We start from the raw sequence: 13,736 nt of genomic DNA on the forward strand, positions 1-13,736 counted from the left end.
CATTAATCCTTCCGTTTAAGGAGCTCACCACGGGCCGCTTTCTGGGTTTCCGTGAGGATGCCACGCAAAATATTCATTTCCGCCCGGCTCACCGAGCTTCGACCGTACAACCGACGCAGGCGCGCCATCAAGTGCCGTGGCTTTTCCGGATCAAGGAACTCAATGGCCACCAGGGTCTGCTCCAGGTGCTCATAGAATCGCTCCAGCTCATCCATGGTCGCCAGCTCACCGCTTTTGGTGGACGCCACTTCGTCTTTCTCGACCTTGCTCGGCTGACCCTGTGCCGCCAGCCAGGACATGCGCACTTCATAGCTGAGCACCTGCACCGCCGCCCCAAGATTCAGCGAGCTGAACTCAGGATCCGAGGGGATGTGCACGTGAAAATGACATCGCTGCAGCTCTTCATTGGTCAGACCGGAATCTTCACGACCGAACACCAGAGCGATCTCGGCGCCCTGCCCGGCCTCTTCAACCACTTTACTGCCGCACTCACGCGGATCGAGCAACGGCCAGGGGATGCGACGATCCCGGGCACTGGTGCCCAGCACCAGGTTGCAGCCCACCAGGGCATCTTCCAGAGTGGCGACAACTTGGGCGTTTTCCAGGATGTCGCCGGCACCGGAGGCCCGCGCATCGGCTTCGTGGTGCGGAAAAATCCGCGGTTCGACCAGCACCAGCCGCGACAGCCCCATGTTCTTCATGGCACGCGCAGCCCCGCCGATATTGCCCGGATGGCTGGTATTGACCAGGACGACACGAATGTTCTGCAGCAAGGGAGGCGCTCTCTGACAGGGGATTTGGCGGCAAATCTTACAGTTCATCCAGGCATCCTGCCTCAAATATTACTGCCTGGCCCGACCCCACTCACTGTCGCCATGCTGCACCGACGCGCGCCTGTCGCCCGCCATGAATCGCAACGACGCCCCGCCCGGGCCCATTGACCGCTCGTCAAAAAGCCCGCGCTTTTAAAGGGCCAGATGCAAAGTTAAGCCACGAAAACGAACGTCGTCGTTCATCTGTAGAAACTTTCTGCTAGAATGCTCGGCTTTCTTTAACAACCTTAGGTGACACATCCATGCAGCCCATGCTGAATATCGCGCTGCGCGCCGCCCGCAGCGCCAGTGAATTGATTTTCCGCTCCATCGAGCGCCTGGATACCATCAAGGTCGACGAAAAAGACGCCAAGGACTACGTGTCCGAAGTTGATCGCGCGGCCGAACAGAAAATCGTCGATGCCCTGCGCAAGGCCTACCCGAACCACTCGATCCTGGGTGAAGAGACCGGCATGCACGCCGGCACCGGTATCGAAGGCGAAGAATACCTGTGGATCATCGACCCTCTGGACGGTACCACCAACTTCCTGCGTGGCATTCCACACTTCGCCGTGAGCATTGCCTGCAAATACCGTGGCCGCCTGGAACACGCCGTGGTCCTGGACCCGGTTCGCCAGGAAGAATTCACCGCCAGCCGTGGCCGTGGCGCCCAGCTCAACGGTCGTCGCCTGCGTGTAAGCGGCCGTACCAGCCTTGACGGCGCCCTGCTGGGCACGGGCTTCCCGTTCCGCGACGACCAGATGGACAACCTCGACAACTACCTGGGCATGTTCCGCAGCCTGGTTGGCCAGACCGCCGGCATCCGTCGCGCTGGTGCCGCGAGCCTGGACCTGGCCTACGTGGCCGCCGGCCGCTTCGACGCCTTCTGGGAGTCAGGCCTGTCCGAGTGGGACATGGCAGCAGGCGCCCTGCTGATCCAGGAAGCAGGCGGCCTGGTGAGCGACTTCACCGGCGGTCACGACTTCCTTGAAAAAGGCCACATCGTTGCCGGCAACACCAAATGCTTCAAGGCAGTCCTGACGGCCATCCAGCCGCACCTGCCAGCCTCGCTGAAACGCTAAGCGATTGGCACACAAAGGCACCCTTCGGGGTGCTTTTTTATGCCTGAAATTCGTACTCAGGAACACCACATCCCACAGGGATGCATGGCGACGCGAAAACTCCGCGCACAAAAAAGCACCCCGCAGGGCAATACCGATCAGTTAAGGAGATGAGGTCGAATGTGTAGGAGCGAGCGTGCTCGCGATGAACTCAAGAGCAACGCGTTTAATCAGAAAACACGCGCTATCGTTAACGTCCATCGCGAGCACGCTCGCTCCTACAAAGGTCGGCGCTCGCTTAACTGACTGGCATTGCCCCGCAGGGTGCTTCTTGTTGAGCTTGAGTTCAGCGGATCACTGAGCCGGTTCGTTCTGCCCCAGGATCAGCTGACCTTCCTTGTCGACCGGAATCTGGTTACCCGGATCACGATCCATACGCACCTTGCCTTCCTTGCCAGCCAGCGAATAACGCACGTCGTAGCCTACGACCTTCTCACTGATGTCATTGACCGTGTTGCATCGGGTTTGCGTGGTGGTGTAGGTATCACGCTCCTGCATGCCTTCCTGCACCTTGTTGCCGGCGTAACCGCCGCCCACCGCACCCGCGACCGTGGCGATTTTCTTACCGCTACCGCCACCGATCTGGTTGCCCAGCAGACCACCCGCCACCGCCCCCAGTACGGTACCGGCGATCTGGTGTTGATCTTTTACCGGCGCTTGCCGGGTAACAGCGACATCCTTGCAGACTTCACGTGGCGTCTTGATCTGTTGTTTGACCGGCTCGACCGCCAACACCTGAGCGTACTCAGGGCCGCTTTTTACCAGCTTATAGGTGGCAACAGCCCCCCCAGCAGTGACAGCGACAGCACCTAGCACCGCACCAACCAGCATCGACTTGTTCACATGAACCTCCTGACCATCACATGCGGGATAAACCCGCGCTTCTCCCAGCCTTGGAGCACAAAAAAAGGCGCGAGTTCAATACTCGCGCCTTTTCAGATATTACCAGAAGGAATGACGCCTCAAGGACGGTCGTCCACTTCCTTCTCGGTGTTGGCAGGAGGAATCAGGTCCTCGCTGCTCAGGTTCAGCCAGATCAGCACCACGTTGGCGATGTAGATCGACGAGTAGGTACCCGCCAGCACACCGATGAACAGCGCAATGGAGAAGCCGTACAGGTTGTCGCCACCGAAGAACAACAGGGCCGCGATCGCCAACAAGGTGGAGATCGAGGTTGCCATGGTGCGCAACAGGGTTTGCGTGGTCGAGATGTTGATGTTCTCGATCAGGCTGGCCTTGCGCAGCACCCGGAAGTTCTCACGCACCCGGTCGAATACCACGATGGTGTCGTTGAGCGAGTAGCCGATGATCGCCAGCACCGCCGCCAGCACCGTCAGGTCGAAGGTGATCTGGAAGTACGACAGGATACCGATGGTCACGATCACGTCGTGGATCAAGGATACGATCGCACCGACCGCAAACTTCCACTGAAAGCGGAACGCCAGGTACAGCAGGATGCCGCCCAGCGCCATCAGCATGCCGAGGCCGCCCTGGTCGCGCAGCTCTTCACCCACCTGCGGGCCGACGAACTCGACGCGTTTGACCACGGCCGAGTTGTCGCCACCGGACTTCTGCAGCGCTTCAGCCACCTTTTGACCCAGCAGCGGGTCATCGCCCGGCATCCGCACCAGCAAGTCGGTGGTCGCACCGAAGCTCTGGACCACGGCGTCGTTATAGCCCGACGAGGCCAGTTGCTCGCGCACCTTGGTCACATCGGCCGGACGCTCGTAGGTCAGCTCGATGAGCGTACCGCCGGTGAAGTCCAGCCCCCAGTTCATGCCCTTGGTGACGCAGCTGAACAAGGCCAGGACCGTAAGGAACAATGTGATGCCGAACGCAACGTTGCGAACGCCCATGAAGTTGATTGTACGTAACATGGCAGCCCCTTAAATCCACAACTTCTTGAAGTCACGACCGCCGAAGATCAGGTTGACCATCGCGCGGGTCACCATGATGGCCGTGAACATCGAGGTAAAGATCCCGAGGGACATGGTCACTGCGAAGCCCTTGACCGGGCCGGTGCCCATGGCAAAGAGAATGCCGCCGACCAGCAAGGTGGTCAGGTTGGCGTCGAGAATCGCAGTAAATGCCCGGCCGAAGCCTTCGTTGATTGCCCGCTGTACCGACATGCCCGCGGCGATCTCTTCACGAATCCGCGAGAAGATCAGGACGTTGGCGTCGACCGCCATGCCCATGGTCAACACGATACCGGCGATACCTGGCAGGGTCAGTGTTGCCCCCAGCAGCGACATCAAGGCCAGCAGCAGCACCATGTTCACCGACAGCGCGACCGTGGCGATCACGCCGAAGAAGCGGTAGATGGCGATGATGAACAGCGACACGAACAGCATGCCCCACAGCGACGCATCGATACCCTTGGTGATGTTGTCAGCACCCAGGCTTGGACCGATGGTACGCTCTTCGGCAAAGTACATCGGTGCCGCCAGGCCACCGGCGCGCAGCAACAGGGCCAGCTCCGAGGATTCGCCTTGGCCGGTCAGGCCAGTGATGCGGAACTGGGCACCCAGCGGCGACTGGATGGTCGCCAGGCTGATGATCTTCTTCTCTTCCTTGAAGGTCTGAACCGGTACGTCTTTCTCGACGCCGTTGACCATCTGCTTGACGTAGGTGGTCACTGGACGCTGCTCGATGAAGATCACCGCCATGCTGCGACCGACGTTCGAACGGGTCGCACGGTTCATCAGCTCGCCGCCGTGACCGTCCAGGCGAATGTTCACTTCCGGCGAGCCTTGCTCACCGAAACCGGCCTTGGCGTCAGTCACCTGGTCACCGGTGATGATCAGCCCACGCTCGATGAGCGCAGGAGGACGGTTGCCCTCACGGAACTCGAAGGTTTCGGAAGTGGCTTTCGAAGCACCCGGCTCTGCGGCCAGACGGAACTCAAGGTTAGCCGTCTTGCCCAGGATACGCTTGGCTTCGGCAGTGTCCTGCACGCCTGGCAGCTCGACCACGATGCGGTTGGCACCCTGGCGCTGAACGATAGGCTCGGCTACACCCAGCTCGTTGACGCGGTTACGTACCGTGGTCAAGTTCTGCTTGATGGAGTATTCGCGGATTTCCGCCAGCTTGGCCGGGGTCATCGCCAGACGCAGCACCGGCTGACCGTTGAGGTCGGCGGGAACAATGTCGAAATCGTTGAAGTTCTTGCGGATCAGCGTACGGGCCTGTTCGCGGGCCGCTTCATCAGTGAAGCCCAGCTGAATGGCGCCACCCAGTTGCGGCAGGCTGCGATAGCGCAGACGCTCTTTACGCAACAGGCTCTTGACGTCGCCTTCGTAGACTTTCATGCGGGCATCGAGGGCTTTGTCCATGTCCACTTCCAGCAGGAAGTGCACACCACCGGACAAGTCCAGACCCAGCTTCATCGGGTGCGCGCCAAGGCTGCGCAGCCATTGCGGGGTGGTTTGTGCCAGGTTCAGCGCGACAACATAATCATCGCCCAGTGCCTTGCGCACGACGTCCTTGGCTGGAAGTTGGTCTTCCTGTTTGGTCAGGCGTACCAGACCGCCCTTGCCTTTTTCCGCCAGAGTGGCGGCCTTGACGTTGATCCCGGCCTCGTTGAGCGCTTTGCTCACACGATCCAGATCCGCCTGAGTCACCTGCAGCGCAGTACTTGCACCACTGACCTGAATGGCCGGATCGTCAGGGTATAGATTGGGAGCGGAATAAATCAGACCGACCGCCAGCACCGCCAGGATCAGTACGTATTTCCACAGAGGGTATTTGTTCAGCATCACGCCGCCCGCTTATGACGCGGGGCGCCTTGCGCGCCCCGTCGATTGGTAGAAGATGAAACTTAGATCGCTTTCAGCGTGCCTTTTGGCAGCGTGGCAGCGATGGCGCCTTTCTGGAACTTCAGCTCTACCGAGTCAGAAACTTCAAGAACAACGAAATCATCAGCTACTTTGGTGATCTTGCCGGCGATACCGCCAGTGGTCACAACTTCATCACCTTTTTGCAGGCTGCTGAGCAGGTTCTTCTGCTCTTTAGCGCGCTTGGCCTGTGGACGCCAGATCATCAGGTAGAAGATGACCAGGAAGCCCACCAGGAAGATCCACTCAAAGCCAGTGCCAGCAGGGCCAGCAGCAGGTGCAGCGGCGTCAGCCATCGCATTCGAGATAAAAAAGCTCATTTAGCACTCCAGTTGCAGAATTAGTGTCTTAAACGTTTTAAAACTCAGTCCAAAGGCGGAACAGGCAACCCGCGCTTGGCATAGAAGGCATCGACAAAGGCGGCCAATGTACCCTGTTGAATAGCCTCGCGCAAACCAGCCATAAGCACTTGATAATGACGCAAGTTATGGATGGTATTGAGCATGCTCCCCAGCATTTCGCCGCACTTGTCCAGGTGATGCAGATAAGCGCGGGAGAAGTTCTGGCAGGTATAGCAATCGCAGGTCGGATCGAGCGGCGAATCATCATGGCGATGGAACGCGTTACGGATCTTCAGCACGCCAGTATCAATGAACAGATGCCCGTTGCGGGCATTACGGGTTGGCATCACGCAATCGAACATGTCCACCCCGCGGCGCACACCCTCAACCAAGTCTTCCGGCTTGCCAACACCCATAAGGTAACGAGGTTTGTCAGCCGGCATCTGGCCCGGCAGGTAATCCAGCACCTTGATCATCTCGTGCTTGGGCTCGCCCACCGACAGGCCGCCGATGGCCAGGCCGTCGAAGCCGATCTTGTCCAGGCCTTCCAGGGAGCGCATGCGCAGGTCCTGGTGCATGCCGCCCTGAACGATGCCGAACAGCGCCGCCGTGTTGTCGCCATGGGCTTCTTTCGAACGCTTGGCCCAACGCAGGGACAATTCCATGGAAATACGGGCGACGTCTTCGTCGGCCGGGTACGGCGTGCACTCGTCAAAGATCATCACAATGTCGGAGCCCAGGTCACGCTGGACCTGCATCGACTCTTCCGGCCCCATGAACACCTTGGCGCCATCCACCGGAGAGGCGAAGGTCACGCCCTCCTCCTTGATCTTGCGCATGGCACCCAGGCTGAACACCTGGAAACCACCGGAGTCGGTCAGGATCGGGCCTTTCCACTGCATGAAATCATGCAGGTCGCCGTGCTTCTTGATCACTTCGGTGCCAGGACGCAGCCACAGGTGAAAGGTGTTTCCCAGGATGATCTCGGCGCCGGTGGCCTCGATATCGCGGGGCAACATGCCCTTGACCGTGCCGTAAGTACCCACGGGCATGAACGCCGGGGTCTCGACGGTGCCGCGCGGGAAGGTCAGGCGACCACGACGAGCCTTGCCGTCGGTGGCCAAAAGCTCAAAAGACATACGACAGGTGCGACTCATGCTGTTTCCTCAGGGCCCGATTCACTAGGGGCAGTCGGCGCTGGATTACGGGTGATGAACATCGCATCACCGTAGCTGAAAAAGCGGTATCCATGCTCGACCGCGGCCTTGTAGGCCGCCATGGTTTCGGGATAACCGGCGAATGCCGAAACCAGCATCAACAGCGTGGATTCAGGCAAATGGAAGTTGGTGACCAGGGCATCGACCACATGGAACGGTCGGCCCGGGTAGATAAAGATATCGGTGTCGCCGCTGAACGGCTTGAGCACGCCATCACGGGCCGCGCTTTCCAGCGAGCGCACACTGGTGGTCCCCACGGCCACCACACGCCCACCGCGAGCCCGGCAAGCCGCGACCGCATCCACCACATCCTGGCCGACTTCCAGCCATTCGCTGTGCATGTGGTGATCTTCAAGGCGCTCGACACGCACCGGCTGGAAAGTGCCAGCGCCGACGTGCAGGGTCACGAACGCAGTCTCGATGCCCTTGGCGGCAATCGCCTCCAGCAACGGCTGATCGAAATGCAGCCCCGCCGTCGGTGCCGCCACCGCGCCCAGGCGCTCGGCGTACACCGTCTGATAACGCTCGCGGTCCGAACCTTCGTCCGGGCGGTCTATATAAGGAGGCAGCGGCATATGCCCGACACGGTCGAGCAACGGCAGCACTTCTTCGGCAAACCCCAGTTCGAACAATGCATCGTGGCGCGCCAGCATCTCGGCTTCGCCACCGCCGTCGATCAGGATCTTCGAACCAGGCTTGGGTGACTTGCTGGAACGCACATGGGCCAGCACGCGATGACGGTCGAGCACCCGTTCCACCAGGATTTCCAGCTTGCCGCCGGAAGCCTTCTGGCCAAACAGCCGCGCCGGAATCACCCGGGTATTGTTGAACACCATCAGATCGCCCGGGAGCAAATGCTCAAGAAAATCAGTGAATTGACGGTGTGCCAGAGCGCCGCTAGGCCCATCGAGGGTCAGCAGGCGACTGCCGCGCCGCTCGGCCAAAGGGTGGCGAGCGATCAGCGAATCAGGGAGTTCGAAAGTAAAGTCAGCAACGCGCATGATGGGGTTCGTCTAGCAGGGCCGGGAAGTCTAGCGGAAATAGTGAAAATAGACCATGAAACCTGATTGACCAACGGTAAACTCGTCTCTATACTTCGCCGCCATTGAGCCCTGATGGCGGAATTGGTAGACGCGGCGGATTCAAAATCCGTTTTCGAAAGGAGTGGGAGTTCGAGTCTCCCTCGGGGCACCAAAATTAAGAAAGGTCTTGCTTAGCAAGGCCTTTTTTTTCGCCTGCAGGAAAGTACCGACGACCGTCCTGCCAGACATCACAAGGATCCACCCCATGGAATTGCCACTGGAAACAGTCGCCCTTTTCTCCCTCAAGCTGGTGTACGAGACAGAAGGCCAAAGCCCGATTTTGCGGGATGATCCGATCATGGCCGACTATCAGCGGGAGATATTCGAGTTGCTGGTGCGCCGGGGTGATATCGAGGCGATCCAGCGTAAAGTGGCCGAATGCGTGGGATTGGCGCTGACCGCTTTAGGTGGTGTGGACAAACCCCTGGGGCGCGAACTGCACAGGTTGGCCGCTGATTTCAGCCAGGAGCAGACGATGGAGCAGTTGCAGGCTCCGCTCATTGCACTCAGGGATTACTTGAAAGATATTCAGTGACTGACAGGCTCGCCTAAAGCGCGGCTTATCGAGCTTTTACATGGATGATGCGGTTCAACAAGGAGAACACCATGAGGCAAATAACGGTCGCGGGATCGCAGGGCGATCTTGCGGTGATTGAAGCAGGACAGGGTGAAGGTTTGCCGGTGCTCTTCCTCCATGCGGACTCTGGCCGAGCCAGCCAGTGGGCGGGAATGCTCAAGCCTATCGGACGCGACCGGAAAGTCTATGCCCTGGATTCACGGGGCAGCGGAGAAAGCTCTCCGGCTGCGGATGGGGACTATTCCTATGCAGGGCGTGCGCAGGACATCATCGATGTCGCGGCAGCCTTGAAGCTAAAACGCTTCTTCATCGTGGCCCATAGCGGAAGTGCTGCCGCAGCGCTGGACTATGCCGCCCGATACGCCGAGCGGGTGGCGGGGCTGTTCCTGCTTGATCCCGCGACAGACCCAAGGGCACTTCCCAGCGACGTTCGCGCAAGCATGCTGGAGGCGCTCAAGGGGCCAACGAGCCTCGATGTGCAACAGGGGTTCTATGCCACGATCGCGGGCAATAACCCACAGGTACAGTCCAGAGTTCTGCAAGACTGTGCCGTGGTCGATCCGGCGGCACGGCTGGGGTTTGCGGTGGCGTTCGCCGACTGGAACCCGGAACCCGCACTGGATGCCTGGAAAGGTCCGGTTTTCCTCTTGGTCAGTAGCGCGAACGACAATCCAAATGCGCTCTATGCGTTACGGCCGCAGTTACCCCACGCTGTAGTGGCCGATACGGGGCACTGGATGCAGCTTGACCAGCCTGACAGGGTCGCGCAGGAAATCCTGAGCTTCATTGCCAGCCTGCGATAGCCAGTTAGTCGGAATTAGAAAAGAGAAAAGGGGACAGATTTGCTTTTATGCTGCGGTTGCACACCTCCTGCCTTTCGCCGCGCAGGCCTGGAACAAAAGTAACTCTGCCCCCCATTTTCTGTCTCTTCTTTGCATCCCTCCTTGCACCCCGAACTCCCAAATCAAATTCGAGGTCGGTTGTGTCACACAGGCTGATCCCGCTCGCTTGGTCGCGCAAGCGTGTTTTTACGATATACCCCATACCGCCTGCTTACGTTCATGATGCCGGGAAGTCAGGCCAACACGGACTTTTAGCCCCTCTCCATGAGCACGCCTTCGATGATGTCTGCCCTTGTACTGAACGGTCACCCACTCACACCCAACCCCTCCGATACCAGTGTCCCTTGGTGGAGTTTCACCAAAACGGTACTGGCCGCCACGGCGCTGTCCTTGGTACGCGATGGACTGGTTAGTTTGGACGACCCGGTGCTGGAAGGCCCGTTCACCCTGCGTCAACTGCTGCGCCATGAGGCCGGACTGGCGGATTATTCCGAACTGACGGAGTACCACACTGCGGTTGCCAATGATGAAGCCGCGTGGCCGGCCGATGAGATGCTGAGTCGTCTTGATGCATCTACGCTGCGATATGCCCCGGGAACCGGCTGGCGCTACTCGAACGTTGGCTATCTGTTCGTGGCACGGCTGATCGAACGCACCACCGGCCTGGCGCTGGAAGAGGCGCTGATCCAGCGGACCCTGAAGCCTTTGGATATTTGCCACGTCCGGCTCGCCAAACAACGCGCCGACCTGCAAGGCGTGCCTATGGGTGCAGCCTCCTGTTACGACCCCGCCTGGGTCTATCACGGCCTGCTGGTCGGGCCACTGGGGCAAGCGGCGACCTTCCTGGATCGACTGCTGGCCGGCCATCTGCTGCCGGAGACGCTGCTACAGGACCTGCAGACAGTCCGTCATCTGGGCGGGCCGATCCCCGGGCGGCCCTGGACTTCGCCCGGTTATGGCCTGGGTGTGATGCGTGGCCCGGTTGAGGGTGGCTTGCCCCTATGCGGGCATACCGGCGGCGGGCCGGGCAGTGTTGTGGCGGTTTATCGAGCGACTGACGGCGAAGCATCTGCGACCTGTGCAGTGTTTCAGGAGGGTGCCGATGAAGGGGAGGTCGAAGCCGCTGTCGTAAAAGACTTGCGGGGGGCCTTGGGCAAAGCGGGCTAGAGACAAATCCAAGGCCCGCGGTTCACGGCTTGCGCCGCACCAGTCTGATTCAATCCATGTGCTAGGCTTTTTCCCGATTGCCCATGGCCAATGAAGGCCGCCTCAGCACACTGGAGTTATCCGATGAATACATCTGCCTCGTGGTTGCTTGCACCGGTTTTTGCCTTGCTGCTCAGCGGTTGTGCCGCTGTGGGCGCGGGCAGTGGCGGTGCGGGGGAAATGGAGATTCGCAGCGGCAAGATCGAGCAGATCACGCTCACGCAGATGCAGACCAATCACGACAGCGGTGTCGGGGCGATTCTGGGCGGGTTGGCCGGGGTCGGTATCGGCAGCCTGATCGGCAATGGCACCGGCCGGGATGTGGCCATGGTCGCCGGAGCGCTGGCCGGGGCGGCGGGCGGTAATTACGCAGAGAAGAAACACTATGACCAGCCACAGCAAGCGCAGCAGGTTATCGTGCGGGTGAAGAGCGGTGTGCTGGTGTCGGTGACCCAACCGATCAATCCTGCGCTGACCAAGGGCAGCAATGTCTACATCGAAGGCAGTGGCAACGAGGCTCGGGTGGTGCCGCAGAGTTGAGGCCGCGGGGCAGGTTCATGGCACGTCTTGAGGCCTGTCTGCCTGCCCCTACCCCTCCAGCACCGGCAACACCACCCTCGCCTCCAGCCCGCCGATCTTGCGGTTCCTGACTGTCAACTCTCCCCCATGCTCCAGCACGATCGCCCGCGCGGCTGACAAGCCCAACCCCACGCCCCCCGTGTTTTTATTGCGCGAGCCTTCCAGCCGGTAGAACGGCACAAACACCTGTTCGTAGCGGTTGTCCGGGATGCCCGGCCCACGGTCCAGTACGCGAACGATCACTTGCTTCTCGTCGCCACGCAATTCGATGGCCGGCTCACTGGCGTACTTCAGGGCGTTTTCCACCAGGTTGGTGATGACGCGCTTGAGGCCCAGCGGGCGACCGACGTAGACCAGCCGGGGCGGGCCGCTGAAGGGGATCTCGATGGACTGGTCGCGGTAGTCGTCGATCAGGGTATGCAGCAGCTCGGCCAGGTCAAACGGCGTGGCTTGTTCCAGGCGCGCATCGTCGCGGAAGAAGTCCAGGCTGGAATTGATCATGGCGTGCATTTCATCGACGTCGCGGAACAGTTTTTTCTGCAGGTCCGGGTCACCGATGAACTCGCCGCGCAGGCGCATGCGGGTCAGGGGCGCACGCAGGTCATGGGAGATGGCCGCAAGCATCTGGGTGCGGTCCTTGATGAAGTGCTGCAACTGGGCCTGCATGGCGTTGAACGCAAGGATGGCCTGGCGGATTTCGTTCGGACCGACCGGCTCGATAGGCGGGGCGCGAAAGTCGACGCCAAAGCGCCGTGCGCCCTGGGCGAAGGTTTTCAGGGGCCTGGCCAGGCGGCGGGTGGCGATCAGTGCGACCAGGCCGGTGGACAACAGCACCAGCATGATGACGATCAGGTTGCGCGCCCAGTGTTCCAGCCCCCAGCTGCGCGAAGGCATGCCGAACATCAGCCAGGAGCCATCCGTCAATTGCATCACCAGGGCGTACTGGCCTTCCTGCTGTGGCCAATCTTGGGGTTGATAGGCTTCCAGGCGCGGGCTATCGAACAGCTGATGAGCCTTCGGGTTGTTCGTGCGGGTGCTCGCCTCGGGGGTGTCAGGCAGGTTCAGCGCGTCATGGCTGGCACGCCACTTGATGTCGAGGGTGCCGTCGCTGGCGGCCGTGGCCAGTTTTTGCCGCTGAGAGGGTTCCGAGGCCTCGATCACCCGGCTCAGGGACGACAGTTTTTCCAGCAGCCCGCTCTCGGTCAGCGGCGGATACGCCCACACGCCCGCCACTTGGGTGAACAGGGCGTAGAAGCCCAGCGAGGTGAGCATCGCCAGGATGGTGGTCAGGGCGATCCAGCGCGACACGGTGTCCCGCGAGCGCAGGCACCGGCCCCACTTGAGCCCTGTCACTGACGGGTCACGCTAGGGGTGAACAGGTAGCCGCCGTTGCGCACGGTACGGATCATCTCCGGGCGCTTGCTGTCGATTTCCAGTTTGCGCCGCAAGCGGCTGACCTGGACGTCGATGCTGCGATCGAATGCCTCATGGGCGCGCCCACGGGCCAGGTCCAGCAACAGCTCGCGGGTGAGGATGCGCTGCGGATGCTCGACAAACACCAGCAGCAGGTCGAACTCCCCGGCCGACAACGGGATCATCACCTGATCCGGTGAGCGCAGTTCGCGTCGCGTGAGGTCCAGTTGCCAGTCGGCGAACTTGATCAGCGGGTGTGGCACCTGGCCGGTCAGCGGACGCACTTCGCCCACCCGACGCAATACAGCACGCACCCGCGCCAGCAGTTCGCGGGCGTCGAAGGGTTTGCTCAGGTAATCATCGGCGCCCATTTCCAGCCCCACCACCCGGTCGCTCAACTCGCCCATGGCGGTCAGCATGATCACGGGCGTGGTGTATTGCTGGCGCAGGCGCTGGCACAGGCTCAGGCCGTTTTCGCCGGGCATCATCAGGTCGAGGATGATCAGGTCCGGCACCTGGCGCTCGATAGCGGCCCACAGTGAGACACCGTCGGTGGCGACCTCGACGGCATAACCTTGCTGCACAAAAAATTTACTCAGTAGATCGAGGACCTCAAGGTCGTCGTCCACGATCAAAAGATTGCTCACCGGCGCATCACTCAGCGTCTGATAGATCTGACATCTAAAACCATTCGGCGCGCCCCGTCATTTATT

General features: G+C 60.4%; 14 protein-coding genes and 1 tRNA gene. 6 read left to right on the forward strand and 9 right to left on the reverse strand.

Features of this window, described 5'->3' with window-relative positions; all coding sequences use genetic code 11:
• Positions 1-2: 2 nt before the first annotated feature.
• On the reverse strand, positions 3-773 hold the full coding sequence (trmJ, locus tag CKW07_RS22555; RefSeq protein ID WP_095147111.1) for a tRNA (cytosine(32)/uridine(32)-2'-O)-methyltransferase TrmJ: 771 nt from the start codon (positions 771-773) through the stop codon (positions 3-5).
• Positions 774-1,075: 302 nt separating this feature from the next.
• Between trmJ and suhB the strand changes: the two genes are divergently transcribed.
• Positions 1,076-1,894 carry an inositol-phosphate phosphatase gene (gene suhB / locus CKW07_RS22560; RefSeq protein ID WP_095147112.1) on the forward strand — a complete coding sequence of 273 codons (819 nt, stop codon included), beginning with the start codon at positions 1,076-1,078 and terminating at the stop codon, positions 1,892-1,894.
• A 333-nt stretch (positions 1,895-2,227) separates the two neighbouring features.
• Here the strand turns inward: suhB and CKW07_RS22565 are convergent, their stop codons facing one another.
• The 6 genes from CKW07_RS22565 to queA form a co-directional block, all read right to left on the reverse strand.
• Positions 2,228-2,776, reverse strand: a complete 549-nt coding sequence (locus CKW07_RS22565) for a glycine zipper 2TM domain-containing protein (protein WP_095079924.1) — start codon at positions 2,774-2,776, stop codon at positions 2,228-2,230.
• A gap of 119 nt (positions 2,777-2,895) precedes the next feature.
• Positions 2,896-3,810 (reverse strand): protein translocase subunit SecF, encoded by a 915-nt coding sequence (gene secF, locus CKW07_RS22570; RefSeq protein WP_095147113.1) that lies wholly within the window; start codon positions 3,808-3,810, stop codon positions 2,896-2,898.
• A gap of 9 nt (positions 3,811-3,819) precedes the next feature.
• A complete protein-coding gene (gene secD / locus CKW07_RS22575; protein ID WP_095147114.1) occupies positions 3,820-5,688 on the reverse strand; it encodes a protein translocase subunit SecD in 1,869 nt (622 codons plus the stop codon).
• A gap of 62 nt (positions 5,689-5,750) precedes the next feature.
• Entirely contained in the window at positions 5,751-6,086 is a 336-nt protein-coding gene (yajC, locus tag CKW07_RS22580) for a preprotein translocase subunit YajC (protein ID WP_095147115.1), read from the reverse strand.
• 44 nt (positions 6,087-6,130) lie between these two features.
• The gene (gene tgt, locus CKW07_RS22585; RefSeq protein ID WP_176465364.1) at positions 6,131-7,246 is read right to left on the reverse strand and encodes a tRNA guanosine(34) transglycosylase Tgt; all 1,116 of its coding nucleotides are present in this window, start codon (positions 7,244-7,246) and stop codon (positions 6,131-6,133) included.
• Positions 7,247-7,260: 14 nt separating this feature from the next.
• Positions 7,261-8,325: a tRNA preQ1(34) S-adenosylmethionine ribosyltransferase-isomerase QueA gene (gene queA / locus CKW07_RS22590; RefSeq protein ID WP_095147117.1), complete on the reverse strand. Its 1,065-nt coding sequence runs from the start codon at positions 8,323-8,325 to the stop codon at positions 7,261-7,263.
• A gap of 108 nt (positions 8,326-8,433) precedes the next feature.
• Here queA and CKW07_RS22595 point away from each other — a divergent pair.
• From CKW07_RS22595 to CKW07_RS22615, 5 genes are all read left to right on the forward strand, one after another.
• Positions 8,434-8,518 (forward strand) — tRNA-Leu (locus CKW07_RS22595).
• 93 nt (positions 8,519-8,611) lie between these two features.
• Positions 8,612-8,941, forward strand: coding sequence for a hypothetical protein (locus tag CKW07_RS22600; RefSeq protein WP_095147118.1), 330 nt, complete (start codon positions 8,612-8,614; stop codon positions 8,939-8,941).
• A gap of 71 nt (positions 8,942-9,012) precedes the next feature.
• Positions 9,013-9,786 carry an alpha/beta fold hydrolase gene (locus tag CKW07_RS22605; protein WP_176465365.1) on the forward strand — a complete coding sequence of 258 codons (774 nt, stop codon included), beginning with the start codon at positions 9,013-9,015 and terminating at the stop codon, positions 9,784-9,786.
• A gap of 318 nt (positions 9,787-10,104) precedes the next feature.
• Positions 10,105-10,992: a serine hydrolase gene (locus CKW07_RS22610; RefSeq protein WP_095147120.1), complete on the forward strand. Its 888-nt coding sequence runs from the start codon at positions 10,105-10,107 to the stop codon at positions 10,990-10,992.
• A 123-nt stretch (positions 10,993-11,115) separates the two neighbouring features.
• A complete protein-coding gene (locus CKW07_RS22615) occupies positions 11,116-11,571 on the forward strand; it encodes a glycine zipper 2TM domain-containing protein (protein ID WP_095147121.1) in 456 nt (151 codons plus the stop codon).
• Positions 11,572-11,619: 48 nt separating this feature from the next.
• Here the strand turns inward: CKW07_RS22615 and CKW07_RS22620 are convergent, their stop codons facing one another.
• Entirely contained in the window at positions 11,620-12,918 is a 1,299-nt protein-coding gene (locus CKW07_RS22620; protein WP_371850669.1) for an ATP-binding protein, read from the reverse strand.
• 41 nt (positions 12,919-12,959) lie between these two features.
• On the reverse strand, positions 12,960-13,670 hold the full coding sequence (locus tag CKW07_RS22625; protein WP_095147122.1) for a response regulator: 711 nt from the start codon (positions 13,668-13,670) through the stop codon (positions 12,960-12,962).
• Between the last annotated feature and the right edge of the window lie 66 nt (positions 13,671-13,736).

This window comes from Pseudomonas sp. Irchel s3b6 (genome assembly GCF_900187415.1).
Classification (GTDB): domain Bacteria; phylum Pseudomonadota; class Gammaproteobacteria; order Pseudomonadales; family Pseudomonadaceae; genus Aquipseudomonas.

Coding starts and splice junctions, on each gene's coding strand:
- CKW07_RS22605 (WP_176465365.1), top strand. CDS start 9,013: ATGAGGCAAATAACGGTCGCGGGATCGCAGGGCGATCTTGCGGTGATT.
- queA (WP_095147117.1), bottom strand. CDS start 8,325: ATGCGCGTTGCTGACTTTACTTTCGAACTCCCTGATTCGCTGATCGCT.
- CKW07_RS22615 (WP_095147121.1), top strand. CDS start 11,116: ATGAATACATCTGCCTCGTGGTTGCTTGCACCGGTTTTTGCCTTGCTG.
- secF (WP_095147113.1), bottom strand. CDS start 3,810: ATGTTACGTACAATCAACTTCATGGGCGTTCGCAACGTTGCGTTCGGC.
- CKW07_RS22600 (WP_095147118.1), top strand. CDS start 8,612: ATGGAATTGCCACTGGAAACAGTCGCCCTTTTCTCCCTCAAGCTGGTG.
- suhB (WP_095147112.1), top strand. CDS start 1,076: ATGCAGCCCATGCTGAATATCGCGCTGCGCGCCGCCCGCAGCGCCAGT.
- secD (WP_095147114.1), bottom strand. CDS start 5,688: ATGCTGAACAAATACCCTCTGTGGAAATACGTACTGATCCTGGCGGTG.
- tgt (WP_176465364.1), bottom strand. CDS start 7,246: ATGTCTTTTGAGCTTTTGGCCACCGACGGCAAGGCTCGTCGTGGTCGC.
- CKW07_RS22610 (WP_095147120.1), top strand. CDS start 10,105: ATGATGTCTGCCCTTGTACTGAACGGTCACCCACTCACACCCAACCCC.
- yajC (WP_095147115.1), bottom strand. CDS start 6,086: ATGAGCTTTTTTATCTCGAATGCGATGGCTGACGCCGCTGCACCTGCT.